The organism is Bacillus sp. FSL M8-0166 (assembly GCF_038008825.1).
GTDB lineage: Bacteria > Bacillota > Bacilli > Bacillales > Bacillaceae > Bacillus > Bacillus safensis.
Genome location: NZ_JBBOZZ010000001.1, coordinates 1,287,970 through 1,312,756 on the forward strand (window position 1 = coordinate 1,287,970; position 24,787 = coordinate 1,312,756).

The 24,787-nt window shown below is 44.0% G+C and carries 23 protein-coding genes, 1 riboswitch and 1 other annotated feature (1 of these 25 cut by a window edge); of the genes, 1 reads left to right on the forward strand and 22 read right to left on the reverse strand.

Annotation, left to right across the window (positions count from 1 at the left end):
- Window positions 1–34 precede the first annotated feature (34 nt).
- Window positions 35–1,744 (forward strand): Rqc2 family fibronectin-binding protein, encoded by a 1,710-nt coding sequence (locus NSS92_RS06890; protein WP_340867210.1) that lies wholly within the window; start codon window positions 35–37, stop codon window positions 1,742–1,744.
- A gap of 39 nt (window positions 1,745–1,783) precedes the next feature.
- Here NSS92_RS06890 and NSS92_RS06895 read toward each other — a convergent pair whose 3' ends face one another.
- The 22 genes from NSS92_RS06895 to ileS form a co-directional block, all read right to left on the reverse strand.
- Window positions 1,784–2,287 (reverse strand): precorrin-2 dehydrogenase/sirohydrochlorin ferrochelatase family protein, encoded by a 504-nt coding sequence (locus NSS92_RS06895; RefSeq protein WP_340867211.1) that lies wholly within the window; start codon window positions 2,285–2,287, stop codon window positions 1,784–1,786.
- Complete coding sequence (locus NSS92_RS06900; RefSeq protein WP_340867212.1) at window positions 2,268–3,053, reverse strand: sirohydrochlorin chelatase; 786 nt, start codon at window positions 3,051–3,053, stop codon at window positions 2,268–2,270. The genes NSS92_RS06895 and NSS92_RS06900 overlap by 20 nt, the downstream gene beginning before the upstream one ends.
- A gap of 74 nt (window positions 3,054–3,127) precedes the next feature.
- The gene (gene cobA / locus NSS92_RS06905) at window positions 3,128–3,883 is read right to left on the reverse strand and encodes a uroporphyrinogen-III C-methyltransferase (protein WP_095408444.1); all 756 of its coding nucleotides are present in this window, start codon (window positions 3,881–3,883) and stop codon (window positions 3,128–3,130) included.
- 29 nt (window positions 3,884–3,912) lie between these two features.
- Window positions 3,913–4,506: an adenylyl-sulfate kinase gene (gene cysC / locus NSS92_RS06910; RefSeq protein WP_340867213.1), complete on the reverse strand. Its 594-nt coding sequence runs from the start codon at window positions 4,504–4,506 to the stop codon at window positions 3,913–3,915.
- A gap of 14 nt (window positions 4,507–4,520) precedes the next feature.
- The gene (gene sat, locus NSS92_RS06915) at window positions 4,521–5,657 is read right to left on the reverse strand and encodes a sulfate adenylyltransferase (RefSeq protein ID WP_340867214.1); all 1,137 of its coding nucleotides are present in this window, start codon (window positions 5,655–5,657) and stop codon (window positions 4,521–4,523) included.
- Between the two features lie 57 nt (window positions 5,658–5,714).
- Complete coding sequence (locus NSS92_RS06920; RefSeq protein ID WP_267586216.1) at window positions 5,715–6,779, reverse strand: inorganic phosphate transporter; 1,065 nt, start codon at window positions 6,777–6,779, stop codon at window positions 5,715–5,717.
- A 13-nt stretch (window positions 6,780–6,792) separates the two neighbouring features.
- A complete protein-coding gene (locus tag NSS92_RS06925) occupies window positions 6,793–7,494 on the reverse strand; it encodes a phosphoadenylyl-sulfate reductase (RefSeq protein ID WP_340867215.1) in 702 nt (233 codons plus the stop codon).
- 45 nt (window positions 7,495–7,539) lie between these two features.
- Window positions 7,540–7,644 carry a DUF2292 domain-containing protein gene (locus NSS92_RS06930; RefSeq protein WP_369810469.1) on the reverse strand — a complete coding sequence of 35 codons (105 nt, stop codon included), beginning with the start codon at window positions 7,642–7,644 and terminating at the stop codon, window positions 7,540–7,542.
- Window positions 7,645–7,760: 116 nt separating this feature from the next.
- Window positions 7,761–7,863, reverse strand: a riboswitch (SAM riboswitch).
- Between the two features lie 169 nt (window positions 7,864–8,032).
- Window positions 8,033–8,671 carry an orotate phosphoribosyltransferase gene (pyrE, locus tag NSS92_RS06935; RefSeq protein ID WP_340867216.1) on the reverse strand — a complete coding sequence of 213 codons (639 nt, stop codon included), beginning with the start codon at window positions 8,669–8,671 and terminating at the stop codon, window positions 8,033–8,035.
- Window positions 8,672–8,678: 7 nt separating this feature from the next.
- Window positions 8,679–9,383 carry an orotidine-5'-phosphate decarboxylase gene (gene pyrF, locus NSS92_RS06940; protein WP_142944750.1) on the reverse strand — a complete coding sequence of 235 codons (705 nt, stop codon included), beginning with the start codon at window positions 9,381–9,383 and terminating at the stop codon, window positions 8,679–8,681.
- Window positions 9,355–10,287 carry a dihydroorotate dehydrogenase gene (locus NSS92_RS06945; RefSeq protein WP_340867217.1) on the reverse strand — a complete coding sequence of 311 codons (933 nt, stop codon included), beginning with the start codon at window positions 10,285–10,287 and terminating at the stop codon, window positions 9,355–9,357. The genes pyrF and NSS92_RS06945 overlap by 29 nt, the downstream gene beginning before the upstream one ends.
- A complete protein-coding gene (locus tag NSS92_RS06950; RefSeq protein WP_340867218.1) occupies window positions 10,281–11,057 on the reverse strand; it encodes a dihydroorotate dehydrogenase electron transfer subunit in 777 nt (258 codons plus the stop codon). The genes NSS92_RS06945 and NSS92_RS06950 overlap by 7 nt, the downstream gene beginning before the upstream one ends.
- The gene (gene carB / locus NSS92_RS06955; protein WP_267586211.1) at window positions 11,054–14,269 is read right to left on the reverse strand and encodes a carbamoyl-phosphate synthase (glutamine-hydrolyzing) large subunit; all 3,216 of its coding nucleotides are present in this window, start codon (window positions 14,267–14,269) and stop codon (window positions 11,054–11,056) included. Before carB ends, NSS92_RS06950 begins: the two co-directional genes overlap by 4 nt.
- Window positions 14,254–15,348, reverse strand: coding sequence for a carbamoyl phosphate synthase small subunit (locus NSS92_RS06960; RefSeq protein WP_267586210.1), 1,095 nt, complete (start codon window positions 15,346–15,348; stop codon window positions 14,254–14,256). The genes carB and NSS92_RS06960 overlap by 16 nt, the downstream gene beginning before the upstream one ends.
- Entirely contained in the window at window positions 15,345–16,631 is a 1,287-nt protein-coding gene (locus NSS92_RS06965) for a dihydroorotase (RefSeq protein WP_340867219.1), read from the reverse strand. The genes NSS92_RS06960 and NSS92_RS06965 overlap by 4 nt, the downstream gene beginning before the upstream one ends.
- Window positions 16,615–17,538 (reverse strand): aspartate carbamoyltransferase catalytic subunit, encoded by a 924-nt coding sequence (locus NSS92_RS06970; protein WP_267586208.1) that lies wholly within the window; start codon window positions 17,536–17,538, stop codon window positions 16,615–16,617. The genes NSS92_RS06965 and NSS92_RS06970 overlap by 17 nt, the downstream gene beginning before the upstream one ends.
- Window positions 17,539–17,668: 130 nt before the next feature.
- The gene (locus NSS92_RS06975; protein ID WP_340867220.1) at window positions 17,669–18,997 is read right to left on the reverse strand and encodes a uracil-xanthine permease family protein; all 1,329 of its coding nucleotides are present in this window, start codon (window positions 18,995–18,997) and stop codon (window positions 17,669–17,671) included.
- 155 nt (window positions 18,998–19,152) lie between these two features.
- Window positions 19,153–19,695, reverse strand: coding sequence for a bifunctional pyr operon transcriptional regulator/uracil phosphoribosyltransferase PyrR (gene pyrR / locus NSS92_RS06980; protein WP_024424234.1), 543 nt, complete (start codon window positions 19,693–19,695; stop codon window positions 19,153–19,155).
- A 170-nt stretch (window positions 19,696–19,865) separates the two neighbouring features.
- The gene (locus NSS92_RS06985; protein WP_340867221.1) at window positions 19,866–20,780 is read right to left on the reverse strand and encodes an RluA family pseudouridine synthase; all 915 of its coding nucleotides are present in this window, start codon (window positions 20,778–20,780) and stop codon (window positions 19,866–19,868) included.
- Entirely contained in the window at window positions 20,777–21,244 is a 468-nt protein-coding gene (gene lspA, locus NSS92_RS06990) for a signal peptidase II (RefSeq protein WP_024424236.1), read from the reverse strand. The genes NSS92_RS06985 and lspA overlap by 4 nt, the downstream gene beginning before the upstream one ends.
- A gap of 94 nt (window positions 21,245–21,338) precedes the next feature.
- Window positions 21,339–21,713: a TraR/DksA family transcriptional regulator gene (locus NSS92_RS06995; RefSeq protein ID WP_024424237.1), complete on the reverse strand. Its 375-nt coding sequence runs from the start codon at window positions 21,711–21,713 to the stop codon at window positions 21,339–21,341.
- Between the two features lie 160 nt (window positions 21,714–21,873).
- Window positions 21,874–24,639, reverse strand: coding sequence for an isoleucine--tRNA ligase (gene ileS / locus NSS92_RS07000; protein ID WP_340867222.1), 2,766 nt, complete (start codon window positions 24,637–24,639; stop codon window positions 21,874–21,876).
- 59 nt (window positions 24,640–24,698) lie between these two features.
- Window positions 24,699–24,787, reverse strand: a binding site (T-box leader) (it continues 149 nt past the right edge of the window).

Consider the following 24,787-nt stretch of genomic DNA (forward strand, 5'->3'; position numbering starts at 1 on the left):
GTAGATCTGTGTGAAAGAAGAGGGTGTATCCAACATGTCATTTGACGGCATTTTTACATATGGTATGACAAATGAATTGCAAGAGACATTAACTGGCGGGAGGATTTCAAAAATCCATCAGCCATATAAACACGAGCTGATTTTTCATATTCGGGCAAACGGGCAAAGTCATAAGCTCCTTTTATCGGCTCATCCGAGCTATGCGAGAGTGCAGCTCACAGAGCATCAATACGACAATCCAAGCGAGCCGCCAATGTTTTGTATGCTCCTCAGAAAGCATCTTGAGGGCGGCTTCATAGAACGTTTTGAACAGATTGGATTTGACCGGGTCATCGTGCTTCACGTGCGAAGCCGAAACGAAATCGGCGATGAACAGACGCGTAAACTTTACATTGAAATCATGGGACGTCATAGTAATTTGATTCTTGTAGAAGATGGAACTCAGCAGATCATTGATGGTTTAAAACACCTTTCTCCATCTGTGAACAGCTATCGAACGGTGCTCCCTGGTCATGAATACCTACTGCCGCCTGCGCAGCAAAAATTGAATCCTTTTGAAGTGACAAAGGATGATATTTTGAAGCATTTACGCTTTCAAGAAGGAAAGATCGCGAATCAAATTGTCGATACCTTCTCTGGGGTTTCCCCGCTGTTTGCAAAGGAAGCAGTACACCGGGCCGGCCTTGCCAATCAAGAAACAATTCCAAATACACTGCTCGACATGTTCAAGCTCATTCGCATGCATTCTTTTACCCCGCAGCTCACAAGAAAAGACGGGAAAGAGTATTTCTATTTATTAGAGCTTCAGCATGTCCATGGCGAGATGAAGACATTCGACTCACTCAGCCAGCTGCTTGACCGTTTTTATTTTGGAAAAGCTGAGAGAGACAGAGTCAAACAGCAGGCAGCGGACCTTGAACGGTTTGTTGTAAATGAAAAAAAGAAAAATGAAAACAAGCTTAAAAAGCTAACAAGAACCCTTGAAGAATCTCAAGATGCACACAAATATCAGCTCTATGGTGAGCTGTTAACAGCCAATTTATACGCGATTAAAAAAGGGGATAAAGAAGCGACTGTCATCAATTATTACGATGAAGACGGCGGAGAAATCACGATTCCGCTCAAAACTAACAAAACCCCTTCTGAAAATGCACAGGCATACTTTACAAAATATCAAAAGGCAAAAAATGCTGTAGAAGCTGTAAATGAACAAATTAAGCGGACATATGAAGAGATTGCTTATTTTGAAGAGCTGATTCAGCAGCTGTCCTCTGCTTCGCCGAAGGATTTAGAGGAAATGAGAGAAGAGCTTGTTGAAGGAAAATATTTACGCGCCAAACAAAAGCGCAACGCCAAAAAGAAAAAACCGGCGGCCATTCAGCTCGAAACATATGAGTCGTCCCAAGGCATTCCAATTTTAGTCGGAAAAAATAACAAACAAAACGAGTATTTGACTACAAAGGCAGCTGCTCGTGATGACATTTGGCTGCATACAAAGGATATTCCTGGATCACATGTCGTCATCCGTCACCAAGCACCTGATGAACAAACGCTGCTTGAAGCAGCTCAAATTGCCGCCTACTTCTCGAAGGCAAAAGAGTCCAGCTCCGTTCCTGTCGACTATACAAAAATCCGGCATGTGAAAAAACCAAACGGAGCAAAGCCTGGCTTTGTTACGTATGATCAGCAGCAAACATTATTTGTCACGCCTGACGAAGATCTTGTGCTCAAGCTGAGAAAATAAATAAAAAAAGCCGATAAAATCGAGGGTCAGTCCCCGATTTTATCGGCTTTTTCTTTGTCGTTTTTTTCTTTCGATGTAAAGGGCATCAAGTGCGTCAATATCCTCTTGTTCAAGCAAGGATTCAATTGCCGCAGCCAGCTGCTTTGTCCGGGCGGGGCTTGCACCGCTTGTAGAGACTGAAATCGTCACTTTTCCTGCTTTGACAACCTTCGGCACAATGACATTGCCGAGCTCAGATTGGCTCACACAATTTACGAGCTGGTGAGGCTGTGCTGTTTGTGCAATCCATTCATTTGCCGAAGGGTCGTTTGTAGCAGCTACAATGAAAAATGCATCCTTCAAATCTTCAGCGTCTACCTTCTTTTCCTTCCAATTGAGCGCATATGTATCAATGAGGCATGCCATCTCTTCAGAAATATCAGGACTCACAACGGTTATATGGCAAGGCTCCGTGCACAGCGCCTTTGCTCTTCTTAACGCCACCGATCCGCCGCCGGCGATGACCACTTGTTTATTGGTTAAATCAAGATGGACTGGAAGCATGGCTTTCTCCTCGGAAACGAAACGCATCGTCTTTGTTTAAAATGGTTTCTTGCACGCGTTCAATATAAGCCGCTTTGACATGCGGATGAAAGCCAATATACCGGCATACCCGGACATCTTTCAGCTGCTTTCTCGCCTGAGCGGCTTCATTTTCAATTTCTTTCATTAAAATCCCAGTAAACAGCAAGTAAGGAACGATATAGACAGGCCCATCGTCATCTGCTGATAACTGCGCGAGAACATCTCGATAATTTGGCTCACATGCTGTAATAAAACACGGAAGAACCTCTGCATGAGGAAGCAGGCTTCGGACATCGCCTGCAATGCCAAACACATCTCGCTTCACATCTGGATCAGAACTCCCGCGGCCAATTAAAAGAATCCGCGCGCGCTCGCCTTGATATCCTGCTTCTTCAATTCTTGCGGCAACAGCTTTTGTTACTTCTTGATTCACACCGATTGGCTTTCCATATGTGACCTTCACTTGCGGGAAACGTGTGTGCACTTTCTCAATTTCGACCGGGATATCCGATTTGGCATGCATGGCAGTTAAAAGGAGGAGCGGGACGATGGCAATGTGTGTCGCTCCTTTGTACACACAGGCCTCAAACCCTTCTTCTATAGAAGGGTCCGTCAGCTCTAAAAAACAAATTTCTTGTATATCTGCTTTCACTAACGGCATACAGCTTTTCATAAAAGAAATGGCCTTATCTTGTGCTTCTTTTACTCGGCTTCCATGCCCAACATAAAGGACAGCTTGTTTCATGCGGCTCCTCCCTCTCACTTGTTTTCATCAGACGAAAAGACACGATGTATGTACGTGTCTTTTCTCTATCATTCTCAATTCTCGATTAATGCGGGTTCAAACCAGTTCAGCTTTTGATGAAAATGAACGACATCTCCAACAACAATTAAACTTGGATGCTCGATCCCTTCTTTTTCAACGGTTTCAGACAGTGTCGCCACAGTACAGCAAGTTGTCTTTTGCCTCGTTGTGGTTCCCCAGTGTATAAATGCAGCGGGTGTTTCAGGGTCCCGTCCATTTTTCAAAAGCAGGCGCTGCACTCTCTCCACGTTTTTGACACCCATATAAATCACAAGAGTATCAATCCCTGTAGCCAGCGCCTCCCACTTTTCTTCAAAATGTTCATCCTTTTGATAGTGACCCGTGACAAAAGCCACATTTGAGCTGAATTCACGATGCGTCACAGGGATGCCCGCATAAGCAGCCGCTGCAATCCCAGAAGTAATTCCCGGGACGACCTCATACGGAATTCCGTGCTCAGCTAAGCATTCGATTTCTTCACCGCCACGGCCAAAGACAAAGGGGTCGCCGCCTTTCAGCCGAACGACAACGTTCCCTTCCTTTGCATGAGCCACAAGCGCTTCATTGATGGCTTCCTGTCTCATTGTATGATGATTTGGCAGTTTGCCGCAATAAATCAATTCCGCCTCCGGTTTGGCGTGGGCGAGTATTTCTTGATTGACAAGACGATCATATAAGATGACATCTGCCTGCTGAATAGCCTTATGGGCCTTTAATGTAATTAAATCTGGGTCCCCGGGTCCAGCACCCACAATGTATACTTTCCCCATCTTGCTTTTCTCCCCCTGCCATCAGGCGATTATTTCGTTGTTCCTTTTACATAATTAACAAGACGCTGTTTGGATTCCTCACGGGATAATTCACCTGTATCTAATACGAGCTCAGGCGCAGCGGGCTCTTCATACGGTGAATCAATTCCAGTGAAAAATGGAATTTCACCGTTTCTGGCCTTTTTATATAACCCTTTTGGATCACGCTCTTCACACACGTTCAAATCACATTTGACAAACACTTCGTGAAATTCTCCATCTTCGACTAACTGTCTGACAATGTGGCGGTCTTCTTGAAATGGAGAAATAAAAGCAGTGATGACAATCGTTCCTTGCTCCACAAATAATTTCGCCACTTCTCCGATTCGGCGGATGTTCTCTTTTCTGTCATCATCTGAAAACCCTAGATCTTTATTGAGTCCGTGCCGCACGTTATCGCCATCAAGAACTGTAACTTGGTAGCCTTGTTCAAACAGCTCTCTAGCGGCTGCATTTGCGATCGTTGATTTACCTGACCCGCTTAGACCTGTAAGCCAGATAATGCCGCTCGTATGATTGTTTTTCTGTTGATATTCTTTTTTTGTAATAGATGAATCATGCCACACGATATGTTCGTTGCTCATGTCATACCCTCCCATTAAGATACTGTCGTTTTTAATCCTTCGATTAATGTTTCAATGACTTCTTTTCGGCTGAACGTGCTTGGTGGTAATTCACCATTTCTCAGCATCGTTCGAACCTTTGTACCTGAAAGAATGACATGCTCGCTTTTATCGTGAGGACACGTTTTTGGTGTGGCCATCGCTTCACATGTATTACAGTAGAAGCTGTGTTCAAATTTTAATGGGGTAATGCCGATTTCTTCGCCTGTAAATTGATCAAAGAGTTCCTGCGCCTCGTATGTGCCGTAATAGTCACCAACACCTGCATGATCTCTTCCGACAATAAAATGGGTGCAGCCATAATTTTTACGCACAAGCGCATGAAAAATGGCTTCCTTTGGTCCAGCATAACGCATTGCAGCAGGAAAAACACCTAAAAAGACGCGGTCTTTTGGATAATAACCGTTCAATAACACTTGATAGCTTTTCATTCTCACATCTGCCGGGATATCGTCAGATTTTGTTTCACCGACAAGCGGATTTAAAAATAAACCATCGACTGTTTCTAATGCTGTTTTTTGAATATATTCATGAGCACGATGAACAGGGTTTCTCGTTTGGAAACCAACAATGGTTTTCCAGCCGTTTTCTTTAAAATGACGTCTTGTTTCTTCTGGCTCATACGTAAATTGAGGGAATGGTTTTTCACTGCGTTTCGTCAGTGTAATTTTTCCGCCAATGTAAGTATCGCCGCGTTCAAATAATTTTTTCACGCCTGGATGATTGCGGTCATCTGTTTTATAGACATTCACCGCTTCTTTTTCCTTATCTGGTGTGTATTGATCCTCTACTTCAATGACCCCATATACAGTTCCATTGTAGGATAAGCGCACGATATCGCCTTGTTGGATTTCCGCTGCCTTTTCTTTTGTCACTGGCAGTGTAATAGGAAGAGACCAAACGACACCACTTGCTAGCCGCATACTGCTTACAACTGCTTCATAATCAGCTTTTGTTAAAAACCCTTCAATTGGACTATATCCGCCAATTGCAATGAGTTCAAGGTCCGCAAAGGCGATCGCATCTAGTTCAATTTCCTTCGCAGCCGTGCTGAGATCATATTCTTCATTTACTCGATTAATTAATACGCCACCATGTGGTGTTAAACTCATTTGTTCATCTTCCTCTCAATGTTCATATTTATTAGATGTTAATAGTCGGATTTGTGGTTAAATCCCGCCGCCCTGTTCATGAATAGAGCTGCTTTCATTTTTGACTGCCTTCATCAGACTCAGTGCACCAAGTGAGGCAAGCAGTACACTCATCATGATAAAGATAGAGTAATAGTCTCCTTTTAAGAAAAGACTCACAAGCAAATACGATAGGCTGAGTGATAAGAAGGGTGACACCACCCACACTTTCAGCATTTTTTTCACAACATGTTTGTGAAAAATATTAGGCCCGCCTTTCGCCATTCCGAGCCCGATAATAGACGAGGAGGTGATTTGCGTAAGCGGAACTGGCAGCCCAAAAATAGAGCTGACGATGACAAGCCCGGCACCGGTACTCGAAAGTAAAATCCCTTCGCCCGTTTGATAGCGTGTGATTTTCTTTCCGTTTGTTTCCAGTACTCTTCTGCCTAGCAAGAGGGCCCCTACCGCAACGAAGATTCCGCCGTAAAGTGTTCCCTGCCCAACTGACAAAACGCCTGAGGCGACGAGCGGGCCGACTGCATTTGCCACATTGTTCATGCCGGCTGAAAATGCTTCTAAAAATCCACTAAGGATTAATACGACAGATAAAATAGCTGTGCCTTTTTTAGACAGCTTTCGTTTAGGGAACATTCTGATGATTTTGACGATAGCAAAGGTAAAAAGAAAGGCGAAAAGCGGGATGATGACCCAAAATGCCACAATCACTAAAATGGATTTCACAAACAATACTTTATACGCGACTGCCACACCAACCACAGCCCCTACTGTGACCTCGCTTGTTGATAAAGGAATCGCCATCAGATTCGCTATGAAAAGTGATAGTGCAGCAGAACCAATGATAATACAAACGATTTCAAGTGTAATGACTGATTCTGGCATAATACCAGAGCTGATCGTTTTGACGACCTCACCGCCGCCAATCACTGAACCTGCTAAAATCCCAACTGCACAAACGCTGAGCGCATAAATAGGCTTTTGAATGGCACCTGATCCATACGCAATGCCCATAGAAGCAGCTGCTCCGCTTGCGCCTATGTTTAAAGCAAAGAATAGACTAAATAAAATTGCGGCGATTTCCATACATTATGCTCCCTTACTCATGTAATCCGCACTCTGTCTTTGCTGTTCCTGACCATCTGCCAGAACGCAGATCATCTGCAGTAAATGCTGGCTGTGTACATGGTGCACATCCGATACTTGGATATCCTTGGTCATGCAGCGGATTATAAGTAAGTTCCTCTCTAGATGCATATCTCCATATGTCCTTCCACGTCCAATGGATGAGCGGACATACTTTCACTGATTTGAATTTTTCATCCTTATTTAAGAAATTCGTCCCTGCTCGTTTTGGTGACTGCTCTCTTCTTAAACCGGAAAGCCATGCTGGATAACCAGAGAGGGCTTCTTGCAAAGGAATGACCTTACGCATATGGCAGCAGCTTTGAGGATTTGTTTTCCATAATTCATCACCGTGCTGCTCATTTTGCTGTTCAACTGTCAGCTCAGGCGTTTTCAGTACAATGTCTAAACCCGGGTATCTTTCCTTTACCGCATCAATTGTGGCGTAAGTTTCTTTAAAATGCAGACCTGTATCTAAAAAGACAATTCTCGCATCTTTTTTTACTTTTGCAATAAGATCAATCAGGACGATGCCCTCGATGCCAAAGCTGCACGCATACACGAGCTGGTCACCATAATGACCGTACGCCCATTTCAGTACAGACAGGGCTCCTTTATACAAATCATCCTCTTGAAATGTAATGGACGGCTCTTGCCAATTTTCATAAGTTAACATGATTTCTCCCCTTCCGGAGTACCGCTCATATTGCTATTTTCCGCACTACTTCAATCTAATTTTTTCGTTTTTTTCCACTTGAATCACTTGACCGTCCTGAACAATTAACGTAATTGAACCGAATTTCATATCCCCAATCAGTTCTTGCATATGCTTTACTAAGTCCTCATCCTGATTTTGTTTCACTTCCATCTCCTCTTCCTCCTCACCGTTAAAATAAAAAAACTTTCTTTCAGTCCGAAAGAAAGATGAGGAAGCTCACGATTTCCTTATCTTTCAAAATAGAATCATTTTGCAGGAAGTAGCACCTTGCGAATCGCAGGTTGCCGGGTTTCATCGGGCCAGTCCCTCCACCTCTCTGGATAAGAGTTTCAATTTGTCTTAAATATTAACACAATTCAAACAAAAGTCAACCCGACTTTATTGATAGGATTAGTTTTTATTAAAATTTGAGTCTATTTTACTATTTTTACCCAAATGAAAAAGCCGTGCGGGCAGGCACAGCTTTTTAAATTGTTGACAATTTGACTTTGATTTTTCAGATCGTTTCTTCCATCCAAGATTCAGAGGAAGGATCTTGTCTCCAGCGTTTTAATTTGTTCATAGCGGAAGGCTCAATCGCTTTCATTTCAAGTGCCACGTCTGTCAATGTGTCATAGTCTGTTAGGGTGACATATGGAATATTTTTTTCTTGAAAAGCTGCCGCTGCTTTTGGCAGTCCATATGTGAAGATCGCGGCAACCCCTAGTACCTCGCAGCCCTCAGCTTGAAGAGCAGCGACCACTTCCAGTACACTGCCTCCTGTGGAAATAAGGTCTTCGACGACGACAACCTTTTGGCCTTTCGATATGGCCCCTTCAATTTGATTTCCTTTTCCATGTGCTTTCGGCTTACTTCTGACATAACACATCGGGATGTTCAAGCGGTCTGCCGCTAATGCTGCATGCGGAATGCCTGCTGTTGCAGTACCCGCGACAACCTCTGCTCCCTTGAAATGAGTGAGAATCAAATCCTTTAGACCTTCAGCAATGTCGTGTCTGACTTCTGGATATGACAATGTCAGGCGGTTATCACAATAGATCGGTGATTTTATACCGCTCGCCCATGTAAACGGTTCGTCTGGTTTTAATGAGACCGCTTTGATTTGTAATAGATGTTTCGCGATTTTTGATTTCATCTGGCAGTCACTCCCACTCTTTCAAAATTTGATGATAAGCTTCTATTGGTTTTTCAGCTTTTGTGATCGATCTTCCGACAACGATTTGTGAAACACCTTGCTCTTTTGCATAGGCAGGTGTCGCCACACGCTGTTGGTCATCGGTTTGATCATTCGGTAAGCGAATACCTGGCGTTACAGTGAGAAAAGATGGTGAGATATGTTCATGAAGTGCTTTAGATTCATGAACAGAGCAAACAACACCGTCTAGTCCACTTTCATATGCTAATTGTCCGTACCGGATAACAGTCTCTTGCAGCGGACGGTCAATGAGTAACTCGCTTCTCATCATGTCTTCCGACGTACTAGTCAGCTGGGTCACTGCAATAATACCCGGGCGGCTTTGTCCAGCAGGAGTCCCGCTTTCAAGTCCCTCTAACGCAGCCTGCATCATTCGTTTCCCGCCAGCAGCATGCACATTGACCAAATCAACGCCAAGTGCGGCAAGCCGGTTCATCGCTTTTTGCACCGTTGTTGGAATGTCATGTAATTTTAAATCGAGAAAAATGCGGCAATTTTTTTCTTTCAGCGCATCAAGGATGGCAGGTCCTTCTTGGTAAAACAGCTCCATGCCGACCTTCACAAATAATGGTTTCCCCTCAAAGGGGTCTAAAAAGGCAAGCGCCTCCTGCCCTGATGGAAAATCAAGCGCGATGATGGGCAAGTGCTTCATGTTTCCAGCTCCTTCCGATGCATTCCTCTACAGATGAATAGCCATATGCTGCTAACACATTTGGCAGCTCTTCAATGATCTCCGGGCAAATAAATGGATTCACAAAATTGGCTGTACCGACAGCTACTGCACTTGCACCTGCTAGTAAAAATTCAAGTACATCTTCAGCATTTTGCACTCCGCCCATCCCGATAATCGGAATAGAAACCGCTTGACTCACCTCATGCACCATTCGCACAGCGACAGGTTTGACAGCTGGTCCTGATAATCCGCCTGTTTTATTGGCAAGGATGGGTTTCCCCGTTTTTAAATCTAAACGCATACCAATTAATGTGTTAATCATGGTGAGTCCATCCGCTCCTGCAGCTTCAATCGCTTGAGCAATCTCCACAATATTGGCTACATTAGGTGACAGCTTGACATAGACAGGCACGGAAGAGACTTCCTTGACTGCTTTTGTCAATGACGCCGCCATATTTGGATCTGTACCAAAGGCGATCCCGCCTGTTTTAACATTTGGGCAAGAAATATTCAGTTCAAGGGCATGAACATTTTTTGCTTGGCTGATTTGCTTGGCTACTTCAACATAATCTTCAACCTGTGAGCCAGCAACATTCGCAATTATAGGCGTATCATACTGCTCAAGCCAAGGCAGCTCATTTTCAAGCACGCCTTTTAGACCTGGGTTTTGAAGGCCGATTGCATTGAGCATACCGGCTCCTGTCTCGGCTACCCTTGGCGTGGGATTGCCAAATCTCGGTTCAAGGGTTGTGGCTTTGATCATGATACCGCCCAGCAATGATAGGTCATATAAGGATGCAAATTCTCTTCCGAATCCAAAGCAGCCTGATGCAGGGATAATTGGATTCTTTAAAGATAATCCCGGTAACTCAACGTTTAGCATGACAATGCCACCTCCTCTGCTTTAAAAACAGGTCCATCAAGACACACTTTGACGTAAGGTTTGTCGAGTTGGTCGGTATGGCAGACACATGCAAAGCAGGCACCAATCCCGCAGCCCATTCGTTCTTCCATCGAAATGTAGACGGGCTTATCAGGATACGTGTCTTTCAGCGCTTTTAGCATAGGTGTCGGACCGCAGGAAAGCAGCACATCAAAGCTCAAATTTTGCTCTTTTATCACATCTGTTACAAAGCCTTTAGCACCGTATGTGCCATCAACTGTTGCAATAAACGTATCGCCGAGTGCTTGAAATTTCTCCTCGTAAAATACATCCTTTTTCGATTGAAAACCGAGGACATGCTTTACAATGACGCCTTTTTTCGTTAAACGCTTGGACAGCTCATATAGAGGCGGTACGCCAATTCCGCCGCCGACTAGTAATGCCGTCTCTCCGGGCTTGACGACTGAAGGATCATACCCGTTTCCAAGCGGCCCTAATACATCGACTGATTCTCCCTCTCGCTTTTGGGAGAGGAGCTTTGTGCCCTCTCCATCTGCGCGGTAAATGATGGTTGCTTCTTTTTGCTCGGCATGAATGTTGGCAATACTGATCGGTCTTCTCAGCAGCGGTGTCATGGATTCACTGACCTTTAGATGAAGAAATTGTCCAGCCGTTTGAAAGGAGTCCACAAGGTCACCTTTTAATGTCATTTCGTAAATATGATCAGCGATCTCTCGGTTCGAGACGACCGTCAAGTATGCTTTTTTCATATCGTTACTGTCACCTCAGCATTCGTTTTCACTTCTGGCATTTCATCCGCTCTAAATGTCATGCTCTCAAGCACTCTTAAAATGGCTTCTGCTGTATCTAGTGACGTTAAGCAAGCCACTCCGTTTTCAACAGATTCACGTCTAATTCTAAAGCCGTCTCTTGCCGGCTGTTTTCCTTTTGTTAATGTGTTGATCACAAATTGGGCTTCCCCGTTGCGAATGACATCGAGAAGATTTTTGCCTTCTTCTCCGATTTTGCCGACCACACTTGATGGAATGGAGGCTTGTTTTAAGTAATTCGCCGTTCCTTCTGTCGCTAAAATATGATAGCCGATCGAATGGAATCTTCTTGCGATCTCAAGTCCTTCTTCTTTATCCTTATCAGCCACTGTCAGAAGAACTGTTCCGTCTTTAGGAATTTGAATGCCTGATGCAATCAATCCTTTATATAGGGCTTTTTCGATCGTGACATCTTTCCCCATGACTTCACCTGTTGATTTCATTTCAGGCCCGAGTGTAATATCCACTCTTCTTAATTTAGCAAAAGAGAAGACTGGAACTTTGACGTACACCCCTTCTTGCTCTGTGTGAAGCCCTTCTTCGTAGCCATAATTTTTGAGCTTGTCTCCTAAGATGACTTTTGTTGCAAGGTTGGCCATCGGGATGCCTGTAATTTTACTTAAGAAAGGAACCGTCCGGCTTGATCTCGGGTTCACTTCAAGTACATACACTTCACCTTTTGATAGGACAAATTGTATGTTCAAAAGCCCAATAATGTTGAGTCCTTTTGCAAGCTTGATCGTGTATTCTGCGATCTTCGCTTTGATATTCTCAGACAATGTTTGCGGCGGATAGACCGCAATCGAGTCACCAGAGTGAACCCCGGCTCTTTCAATGTGTTCCATAATGCCTGGTATGACGACAGTTTCTCCATCAGACACGGCATCTACTTCAATTTCTTTTCCTGTCAAATACTTGTCAATTAACACTGGATGCTGCGGATTGACTTTCACCGCATTCTCCATGTAGTGAAGAAGCTCAGCTTCTTGATACACAATTTCCATCGCGCGGCCGCCTAATACATAGGAAGGACGGACAAGGACTGGGTAGCCGATTTGATTTGCAATCGCTACAGCTTCAGGCACAGACGTTGCTGTTTTCCCTTTAGGCTGCGGCACGCCGAGTGTTTCTAACGTTTGTTCAAACTTGTCCCGGTTTTCTGCGCGGTCTAGATCTTCTAGAGAAGTACCAAGAATTTTAACCCCTCTATTTGATAATTCATCTGCTAAGTTGATCGCCGTTTGCCCGCCGAACTGAACAACGACTCCTTCTGGCTGTTCAAGGTCGATGATGTGCATGACATCTTCTACAGTGAGTGGTTCAAAGTAAAGCTTATCTGAAATACTAAAGTCTGTTGAGACCGTTTCAGGGTTGTTGTTAATAATGATCGCTTCATACCCTGCTTGTTTAATTGCCCACACAGAGTGAACGGTCGCATAATCAAATTCAACTCCTTGTCCAATTCGGATAGGACCTGAACCTAATACGATGACGCTTTTCTTGTCTGTACGTTCTGATTCATTTTCATCTTCATACGTGCTGTAGAAATATGGTGTCTCTGATTCAAATTCTGCCGCACATGTATCCACCATTTTGTATACAGGTACAATGCCTGCTTCTTGTCTTAGCTTGTAGACATCCGCTTCGTTCATATTCCACTCGCGGCTAATGTAGATATCTGAGAAACCTTTTTCTTTCGCTTCTTTTAATACGTCTGTATTGCCTTTGTTTTCTTTTAATGTCTTCTCAAAAGCGATGATGCCTTCCAGCTTATGAAGGAAGAAGTAATCAATTTTTGAGAATTCATGTATTTGTTCGACTGTATAGCCTCTTCTAAGCGCCTCAGCGATATAAAATAATCGTTCGTCTCCCGCTTTGATAATCCGCTTTTCAAGCACTTCATTTGTGATGTCTGCTTCATCTTTTAATTCAATGTGATGCACATCGGCTTCAAGTGAACGGACAGCCTTTAGAAGAGACTCTTCTAATGTGCGGCCGATCGCCATGACTTCACCAGTTGCCTTCATTTGCGTACCAAGACGTCTGTTGGCAGATTCAAATTTATCGAACGGCCAGCGCGGTATTTTAGAAACGATATAGTCAAGTGCCGGCTCGAAGGCTGCATAGGTTTTACCTGTGACTGGATTCATCATTTCATCAAGCGTTAAGCCGACAGCAATTTTCGCTGCCAATTTGGCAATTGGATAGCCTGTCGCTTTCGACGCAAGCGCTGAAGAACGGCTCACACGCGGGTTTACTTCGATGATATAGTATTGAAAGCTGTTGGGATCAAGTGCCAGCTGTACGTTACAGCCGCCTTCAATGCCAAGTGCACGGATCAGCTTTAGCGACACATTGCGAAGCAGCTGATATTCACGATCACTTAACGTTTGGCTTGGTGCTACAACAATACTGTCACCTGTATGAATGCCGACAGGATCAAAGTTTTCCATGTTACAAACAACGATTGCATGGTCACCGCTGTCTCGCATGACTTCATATTCAATTTCTTTAAAGCCGGCAATGCTTTTTTCAAGTAAGCATTGTGTAACTGGGCTTAGCTTCAGACCGTTTTCAACGATTTCCTTCAGTTCTTGCTCGTTTGTACAAATTCCGCCGCCCGTTCCGCCTAATGTATAGGCAGGTCTGACGATGACAGGGAAACCGATCTGATCTGTGAACGCCATCGCTTCTTCCAGGTTATGAATGATTTCACTTTCTGGTACAGGCTCATTTAGTTCATTCATCAAATTACGGAATAAATCTCTATCTTCTGCTTTTTGGATTGCTGACAGCTTTGTACCGAGCACTTCAACGCCGCATTCAGCTAATACACCAAGGTCTGATAATTCAACTGCTAGATTTAATCCAGTTTGCCCGCCAAGCGTTGGTAAGATCGCATCGGGGCGTTCTTTTCGAATGATTCGTGTTAAAAATTCTGGCGTGAGCGGTTCGATGTATACCTTGTCGGCCATTTCTGTATCTGTCATGATGGTCGCAGGGTTAGAGTTCACAAGAACGACTTCATAGCCCTCTTCTTTTAGCGCTAAGCAAGCCTGTGTGCCTGCATAGTCAAACTCCGCTGCCTGACCGATGATGATAGGACCTGATCCGATTACTAAAATCTTTTTGATGTCTACGCGTTTTGGCATACTTCTTCCCCTTCTTTCTCAGTCGTATGAATCATTTCCATGAACTGGTCAAATAAGTAGTTCGCATCTTCTGGACCCGGTGATGCTTCTGGGTGGTACTGAACAGTGAATGCTGGTGCTTCTTTATGTTTTAATCCTTCAATCGTATTGTCGTTTAGGGCAATATGTGTGACTTCGAGCACGTCTTCGTTAATCCTGCTAACCGTGTAGCCATGGTTTTGAGACGTTAGTGTCACCTTGCCAGTTGCTAGTTCTTTCACCGGATGGTTTGACCCTCTGTGACCAAATTTCATTTTTTCTGTACTTGCACCGCACGCTAGAGCAAATAACTGATGTCCGAGGCAAATACCAAAGAGTGGCACCTTTCCAATCAATTGCTGAATCATCTCAACGGCTTCCGGTACATCCACAGGATCTCCAGGTCCGTTTGAAAGCATGATGCCATCAGGTTTTAGCTGCAGCACTTCATCTGCAGTGATGTTGTATGGCACCACAATGACGTCGCAGTCACGTTTATTGAGCTCGCGCAAAATGCCGTGCTTCATGCCGAAATCGACAAGGACAATTCTTTTTCCTCTGCCTGGGCTTGGGTACGCATTTTTCACAGATACTTGACTCACTTGATCAGTTGGCAGCTGCATTGTTTGAAGGCGGCGGACAACGTCTTCCACTTGTTCATCAGGTCCTGCAAACGCTCCTCTTAAAGTGCCTGCACTTCGAATCATTCTAGTCAGTTTTCGTGTATCGATTCCGCTCAGCCCCGGAATGTTTTTTATTTTTAAATATTCATCGAGTGAGTATGAAGAGCGCCAGTTTGAGGGCTTTTCACAAAGCTCTTTCACAATCAGCCCTTTTACAAACGGTGTGATCGATTCAAAATCATCACGGTTAATGCCATAGTTGCCGATAAGCGGGTAAGTCAGTGTGACAATTTGTCCGCAGTATGATGGATCAGATAAAATTTCTTGATAGCCCGTCATCCCTGTATTAAAGACGACTTCTCCGACTGATGGTTCTAAGCTGCCAAAGCCTGTTCCTTCGAATACTGTTCCGTTTTCTAGCACTAAGCGTCTCTTCATTTTACTAGTCTCCCCTCTTCATAAACGACTTTCCCAGATGCAAGTGTCATGACCGGCCATCCTGATACAGTCAATTTGTCAAACGGTGTATTTTGCCCTTTAGATAAGAAGCTTTTTTTATCGATTGCCATTTCTTTGTTTAAATCAATGAGTGTGATATCAGCTATGTGCCCTTCTTCAAGCTTTCCGTATGGAAGAGAAAATGCTTCTACTGGTTTGATTGTCATATAATCAACGAGTTCTTTTAATGTCCATTCGCCTGTTTTGACAAATCGTGTATACAGAAGGGGGAACGCTGTTTCAAGTCCCACAATTCCAAATGGGGCACGCTGCATGGTTTCGTTCTTTTCTTCTTCTGTATGCGGCGCATGGTCTGTTGCGATGAAATCAATCGTTCCATCTAACAGTCCCTCGATCAATGCCTCGCGATCCTCTTTTCCTCTGAGCGGCGGGTTCATTTTATAGTTTGTATCAAGACCTGGAATGTCCGTATCACACAACAGAAGATGATGCGGTGACACCTCAGCCGTCACACGGATGCCTGCTTTTTTTGCATCGCGAACGACCCGCACAGATTCTTTCGTACTGATATGACATACATGATAATGACAGTTCGCTGCTTCTGCTAAAAGAACATCTCTTGCAATATGCACCGATTCACAGATTGACGGTATTCCGTTTAACCCATTTGCTTTTGAAAATTCTCCTTCATGAACACATCCGCCGTAAATGAGCGAGTTATCTTCACAGTGCGCCACAATCGCTTGATCAAGACTAGCTGCCTTTTTCATCGCTTCGTACATCATGCCTGCTGTTTGGATGCCGACACCGTCATCTGTAAAGGCAAAGGCGCCTGCTTCTTTTAGTGCTGCAAAATCCGTCATTTCTTCCCCAATTTGTCTCGTTGTGATGGAGGCGTATGGCAGCACTCTCACAGATGAGGTCTCTTCGATTCGGTTCATGAGCCATTCCATTTGCTCTTTTGTATCTGGAACCGGCCTTGTATTCGGCATCGCTGCAATCGTCGTATATCCGCCTCTTGCGGCTGCTTTAGAGCCTGTTTCAATCGTTTCCTTTTTCTCTCCGCCTGGCTCTCTTAAATGCACATGCAGATCGATCAAGCCTGGTGACACAAATAGCCCTGCTGCATCAATAACCTCTTCTCCGTCTTCTCTTTCTAGGTGACCAATCGCTTGAATCACTTTTCCTTTTACCCTAATATCCTGCTGCACTCTTTCACCTGTGCTTGTTAAGATAAAACCGTTTTTAATGAGATATGACATAGACAGAATCTCTCCCTTTTTGATGTAATGTGCTATTTTGAAAAGCTCTTTTTAATACGGCCATTCGGATATAAACACCATTTTCCATTTGTTTGAAAATCCTTGACTGCTTGGACTCTACTAATGAATCATCTATTTCAACACCTCTGTTTACTGGTGCTGGATGCATAATAATCGCGCGTTCTTTCATTTTGTTTGCTCTGTCTACTGTTAATCCATAAGTTGTTAAGTAATCTTCGCTGCCCATTTTTTCAGCGTGCCGTTCATGCTGGATTCTAAGCAGCATCACCACATCAGATTGTGCGATGGCTTCATCTACTTGGACATACGTTCCGTGAGGGTTTTGTTCATCCTGGAAGGAAGCAGGCCCTGAAAAGAGGACTGTCGCTCCCAGCCTTGAGAGAACCTCAGCATTTGATCTTGCCACCCTGCTATGTTTGATGTCTCCATGAATCGAAATCGTTAAGCCTTCAAAGCCGCCAAACTCTTCAAAGATGGTCATGAGGTCAAGCAGTGATTGGGTTGGATGCTGTCCGCAGCCATCTCCTGCATTGATGATGGGAATTCCAACCTTCCCGATGAGCTCGTTATAATATTCATCGGTGCTGTCCCTGATCACACATGCCTTTACTCCGATTGATTCGAGTGTTTTTACCGTATCGTAAAGTGTTTCGCCTTTTTGAACGGAGGTGCTTGCCGCATCTAAGCTCAGGACATTCATCCCTAGTTTCTTTTCGGCTACTTCGAAGCTAAAACGTGTTCTTGTGCTTGGTTCAAAGAAGAGGTTTGCCACAAATTCTCCGGCTAATCCATGTTCTTGTTTCCCCTTTTTGAGTGCAGCTGCTTCTTCAATCAGCTGTAAAATCTCTTCTTTTGATAAGCTGCTCATTGTCGATAAATCATTCATTTTTTCTTCCCCCTCTAGTTTTTCATCACTTTCAGGTTCAAAAAAACCCTAAGCCTCGGCAGCTTAGGGTTCTCCAAAAGAAGCAGCGGCACTTTCGTGCATTCTGCTCATTTTAGAACCCTTGTCAGCCTCACTGGACTTCTTTTAAAAGGTTTTCTGTATTTGATTCATTTGACTCGTCATCTTCTGCTTTTTGATGCGGCAGGATCAGGTTTAACAGGACACCTGTAATCGCAGCAAGTGCCATTCCAGATAGAGTGAGATTGATTTGTTTCACCTCAATGAATGCCCCGCCAATTCCGATGACTAGGATGACTGATGCAATAATGAGATTACGCTTTTCTTCAAAATTCACTTTATGATCAATCAGGATTCTCAGGCCGCTTGAGGCAATGATTCCAAATAGCAGGAACGAAACGCCTCCCATCACCGCGGACGGCACTGTACTGATTAATGCTGAAATTTTTCCTACAAAACCGAAGCAGATCGCAAACACCGCTGCCCCGCCGATGACGAAGATACTGAACACTCTTGTAATGGCAAGTACGCCAATGTTCTCTCCATAAGTTGTTGTTGGTGGTCCGCCAATAAGTGAAGCGAAGATCGTCGCCGCACTGTCTCCTAAAATGGAGCGGTGAAGACCTGGTTTATTAATAAAATCTTGTCCTACGACCTTACTTAACACCACTTGGTGGCCGATATGCTCAGACATTGTGACAAAGGCAACCGGCACCATCACTGTGAGAATGCTTAATGTCACAGCAGGTGTATAGTCGACAAATGGCACGACGAAGTCTGGTACAGCAAACCATTTTGCGTCAATGACCGGCTGGAAGTTCACAATACCTTGTGTTAAGGCAAAGAGATAGCCGCTGATAATGCCGATTAATACTGGGATTAAGCTAAGGAATCCTCTTAGGAAAATCATACTGATAATGGTGACAGCCAGTGTGAAGCCAGCGACCATTAAGTGCTTGAGGCTGTAAACAAGCTCGGTGGCATTCGGATCAACATACATCGCCATGTTGACTGCTGTTCCAGCGAGTCCAAGTCCGATGACCATAATGACTGGTCCTACGACAACCGGCGGCAGAAGCTTCATCAGCCAGCCTGTGCCGAGCCATTTAATGAACAGTGCGATGAGCGCATAAGCGACACCCGCCATGAAGGCACCAACCATTGCGGCTCCAGGGCCGCCCGTTGCTTTAACATTCAGTATGGGGGCGATGAAGGCAAAGGACGATCCAAGATACGCGGGAATTTGTCCTCTTGTGATGATTAAGTAAACAATCGTTCCCACACCGCTTGAGATGAGCGCGACGGCTGGACTCATATCAATGATTTTTGGTACAAGAATGGTCGCACCAAACATCGCAAACAAATGCTGAAGGCTAAGTGACAGCCATGTGAATGGTTTTGGGATATCTCGAATGCCTAAATTGGCTTTTTGCTGACTCATGATTTTCCTCCTAGATGTGTCCTTTTTCATTAAAAAAGCCTCTTTGCGAGTATGCGCAAAGAGGCCTAGAAAAACCAGACACGCCATGTTAGCCGTGTGCTCGGTGTCTCTGTTATTGCCCTCTTTGCAAACTCTCTGGAATGCATTTAAAAAGGTTATTTTTCATATATAGCGACAAGGTCGTTTTGATCTACTTCATTGAGCTGAACCATGACTGTCTCTGCTTTTGACGTCGGAATGTTTTTCCCGATATAATCCGCTCGAATCGGCAGCTCCCGGTGTCCCCGGTCGACGAGCACAGCCAGCTGAATGGAAGATGGTCTTCCTACATCCACAAGGGCATCCATAGCTGCTCTGACGGTTCTGCCTGTAAACAGGACATCGTCAACGACAATGAGTGTTTTGTCATTAATGTCAGCTGGTATGTCTGCACCCTTTACAAGCGGGTCTTGGTTGTCTGTCTTTTTTGTCAGGTCATCACGGTATAGCGTAATATCAAGTTCACCCACAGTGACTGGATTTCCTTCAATTTGCTCGATGCGCTCTGCAAGGCGCTTTGCAAGATGTATGCCTCTTGTCTTGATCCCGGCAAGGATGACATCCTTCATCCCTTTGTTGCGCTCAATCATTTCATGTGCAATTCGGGTAAGCGCTCGCCTGATCGCTTGTTCATCAAGAATGACTGCTTTTTGTTCCATCTTTTACACCTCTTTTTGACAAATAAAAAGCCCCTTCTGCAAAGGGCAGAGAGGGGCGTTCATTTGTGCATACTCTTGCACAAATTGATCCGTTATCCTTCTCAGCCTCTCTGGACTGTTTTAAAGAATCTCAATTTCTTCGTTTATTATTTCAGAAAAAGAACGGCCTGTCAATCGTTATTTCTTAATGCATCGATAAAGCCCCGCATATCAGCTGGAATTGGTGCTGTGAACTCAATATATTCTCCTGTTCTAGGATGATCAAATCCTAAAACACCTGCATGCAGCAGCTGTCCATTAAAATCGACTGTTTTTCTCGGTCCATATTTCGGATCTCCTGCAAGAGGGTAGCCGATATATTTCATATGAACACGAATTTGGTGTGTTCTTCCTGTTTCAAGACGGCACTCGACAACTGTGAAATCTTTAAAGCGTTCAATCACATCAAAGTGAGTGACGGCCTGTTTTGCATTTTCTTTTGTAACCGTCATGCTTTGGCGGTCTTTTTTGTCTCTGCCAATTGGCGCATCGATTGTACCTGTATCATGCTGGATAATGCCGTGGACAACGGCCGTATACTTTCTTGTGACGGTCTTAGCCACCAGCTGATTGACGAGTGACTCATGTGCCATATCGTTTTTCGCGACCATTAACAGCCCAGACGTATCTTTATCAATTCGGTGGACAATTCCAGGACGCATCACACCGTTAATCCCTGATAAGTCCTTGCAATGTGCCATCAGACCATTTACAAGCGTTCCTGATACATGACCCGGCGCTGGATGAACGACCATTCCTCGTGGTTTATTTACGACTAACACATCTGCATCCTCATAATAAATATCAAGATCCATTGGTTCTGCTTCTACATCTAGCTCTTCTGGATCTGGAATGTCCACTTTGATTTGATCTCCAGCTTGTACTTTGTAATTGGCCTTTACTTGTTTCCCGTTTACTTCGATCAGCCCATCTTTTACCCATTGCTGGACTTGGGTTCTTGACCATTCTGGTTCTGTCGTGCTTAGAAATTTATCTAGCCGTTCACTCGTTTGTTCTTCTGAAACGGCAATATTTACTTGATTCATGTAGTTGACTCCTTATTTTTCTTTCCATCTAACAGCATTTGAATGAAGAGCAGAATAACTCCTACACAGAGAGAAGAATCTGCAATATTAAAGATTGGGTAGTGATAATCCCCAAATACGAAATGAGCAAAATCTACCACTTCCTGACGGAAAATACGGTCGATAAAGTTTCCAATCGCTCCGCCAAGCATTAAGGCCAGCGCTACTCCCAGCAGCTTGTCCTTTTGTCCATGTTTTTGCAAGTAATAAACAATTCCCGCAATAACAACGAGTGTGATCACATAGAAAAACCACATTTGCCCTTGGAGAATTCCCCATGCGGCTCCTGAATTTCGGTGAGACGTGATATAAAAGAATCCATCAATTACTGGAACAGAATCACCGAGCATCATATTTTTAACAATGAGCCATTTTGTTAATTGATCTAAACAAATGATAACGAATGCGATTATGTAATAGAACACACACGTTCCTCCATCTTCATACTTTGATCTTTAAGCATTTTATCAAGAAAACAGGTAGGAGTAAAGAAACTTTAGTTGACAGACAAAAACCTCCCTACATGTGGAAGGCTTCAAAATGAGAATCATTTGATTCGTAAGGATAAGGAGTGAATGCTTTTTTCTCGTATTGCTTATGATATAAAAAGTCGTCAGCCGTGCGGGCGGTAGGAAGAATACTCATTTGTTCAAGCGGAATCACATCTCCTGTCGCCTCACATATGCCATAGGTTCCTTGTTCGATTTTTGCAATAGCGAGAGACACATCTTGCAGCTCTTCTTTGATGTGATAAAGAAGTGTGGTCGTTTTGACCTCATTCAATGTGACATGCTCAGCGGGTGAACGAAATGATGCGTATTCAAACAGTTTGGATTGCAGCTCTTCTTTCATTTGAAGGAGTTCCGTGTAAATCGTCTCTAGATCGCCATTCATGTCGCTATTTCAACTCCTGCCCTGTCGTGATAATCATATTGTTACCCCGCCTGCTCACTTTAAAGCCATAAGATTTTTCCTCTCGTTCTAAACGCTGTCATTTTCTCATAAAAGAAAACGCCCCGCATATGACGGGGCGCTAGTTGGTGATATCGCGCTGTTAATTCTGGTAATATTTCTCCACGATTTCAGCATTTTTAAGTGACAATGTTGGGTATTTCGGATTTGCACCAACGTCTTTTGAAATAATACGGGAACGCTCGCACAGTTCTCCTTCTGCTTTTTGAACCACAATTCGTCCTGATGTATATTCAGGCGCTGATGTATCTGCATGCTGCTCATCTTCTACCGTTAATTCAGAGATGATAAAGAGCTGCTTCACATCTTCTTTAATGGATGCAAGAAGGTTTTTCACTTCATCTGTCGCATAAAGCGTCACACTTGCTTCAAGTGAACGTCCGATGACTTTCTCGTTACGCGCAATCTCCAGCGCTTTTAGCACATCGTCACGTACCTCCATAAAGCGGTCAAACTTCGCTTCTGTCGCTTCAGCCTGAGGAACTAGCGCACCTTCTGGCATATCTGTTAACTGAACACTTGGCTCTTCAACAAAGCTTAAGTGGCTCCATAATTCATCTGCTGTATGCGGAAGAATTGGTGCAGTCAGCTTCACTAATGCCATTAATGTTTCGTAGAAGACAGTCTGCATGCTGCGGCGGTCTGGATGATCGGCATGCTCAATGTAGACGACATCCTTTGCAAAATCGAGATAGAAAGAGCTGAGCTCAATCGTACAGAAATTGTGAATCGCATGATAGACGACCGCAAATTCGTAATCATCATAAGCTTTTTTCACTTTATCAATCAATTTGTTTAATTTGATCAAGATGTATTGATCCACTTCGCGAAGCTCTTCTACTGGCACGGCATTAACTGCTGGGTCAAAGTCAAATAGGTTTCCATGCAGGAAGCGGAAGGTGTTACGGATCTTACGATAGACTTCTGCAACTTGTTTCAAAATATCATCAGACACTGGATGATCGGCTTGATAGTTGACAGAAGATACCCAAAGTCTAAGAATCTCTGCACCAAGCTGCTTCGCGACCTTCGTTGGGTCAATCGTATTGCCTAATGATTTACTCATCTTACGTCCTTCTTTATCAAGCGTAAAGCCGTGGCTTAGGACACCTTTATATGGTGCTTTTCCAGTGACAGCAACTGCTGTTGATAAGGAGGAGTTAAACCAGCCGCGATATTGGTCAGAGCCTTCAAGGTAAAGATCTGCCGGACGGACTAGGTCATCTCTTTCTTCTAAAACAGCTTGGTGAGAAGAACCGGAATCAAACCATACATCCATGATGTCCTGCTCTTTAGTGAATTCACCATTCGGGCTGCCTGGATGTGTAAAGCCTTCTGGCAATAGCTCTTTCGCTTCTTTTTCAAACCAAATATTCGAGCCATGCTCTCTAAATAATTGAGATACATGCTGAATGGTTTCGTCCGTGATGATCGGCTCCCCATTTTCCGCATAAAAGACCGGAATTGGAACGCCCCATACACGCTGTCTTGAAATGCACCAGTCACCTCTGTCACGCACCATATTGAACAGGCGTGTTTCGCCCCATGCTGGAACCCATTTCGTTTCTTTAATATTGTCTAATAACGCTTCTCTAAAATCTTTAATGGATGCAAACCACTGAGCTGTCGCACGATAAATCGTTGGTTTTTTCGTTCTCCAGTCATGCGGATAGGAGTGCGTGATAAAGTCGAGCTTTTTCAGCGCGCCTTTTGCTTCAAGCTGTTCTGTGATGGCTTTATTGGCATCCTCGTAGAATAATCCTTCAAAACCAGGCGCCTCATCTGTCATCACACCTTTTTCATCTACTGGACAGAGCACATCAAGACCGTATTTCATACTGACAATAAAGTCATCTTCCCCGTGACCTGGTGCTGTGTGAACACAGCCTGTTCCTGCATCAGTTGTCACGTGATCGCCAAGCATCACAAGAGAATCTCTACCATAGATCGGATGCTCTGCAACGATGTTGTCTAATTCTTTTCCTTTTAGCGTTTTCACGACTTCATACTCTTCAAAGCCGAGTGTTTTTGCCACTTGTTCAACCAGTTCAGATGCAACGACAAATCGCTCAGCACCCACTTGAAGAACGCTGTACTCTAAGTTTGGATGAACACAAATGCCAAGGTTTGCAGGAAGCGTCCAAGGAGTTGTTGTCCAGATAATGAATTGTTCGCCGTTTTCAAGAACGCCTTTGCCATCTTTTACTTTAAACGAAACATAAATCGATGGTGAACGTTTGTCTTTATATTCAATTTCCGCTTCAGCGAGGGCTGATTCACTTGAAGGAGACCAGTTAACAGGCTTTAGTCCTTTATAGATATAGCCTCTCTTCGCCATTTCACCAAAGACAAGAATTTGCTGCGCTTCGTATTCAGGCTTTAATGTGACATATGGATTGTCCCAGTCTGCTCTGACGCCTAATCGCTTAAACTGGTTGCGCTGACCTTCAATTTGCTTCCAAGCATACTCCTCGCATAGTTTGCGGAATTCTGCTGTAGACATTTCTTTGCGTTTGACTTTTTTATTTTTAGTGAGAGCTGTTTCAATTGGTAAGCCGTGAGTATCCCAGCCCGGTACGTACGGTGCGTGGTACCCGTTCATTGATTTAAAACGGACGATAAAATCTTTTAGGATTTTATTGAGTGCATGCCCCATATGAATGTCACCATTCGCATATGGAGGTCCATCATGCAAAATAAACGTCGGGCGTCCTTTTGTCCGCTCTAAAACCATTTGATAGATGTCTTTCTCTGCCCACTCCTCTTGGATTTCAGGCTCTTTGTTCGGCAAGTTCCCTCTCATCGGGAATTCTGTTTTCGGCATTAATAAGGTGTCTTTGTAGTTCATACCCATTCCTCCACATGCAAATTCTGATTAAAAAAAAATAAAAAAAGCCCTCTCATCCCATAAGGGACGAGAAGGCTTGTCTCGCGGTACCACCCTTTTAGACAAGCGATATGAAAGAGCCGCTTATCCACTCTAAAATCGTAACGTG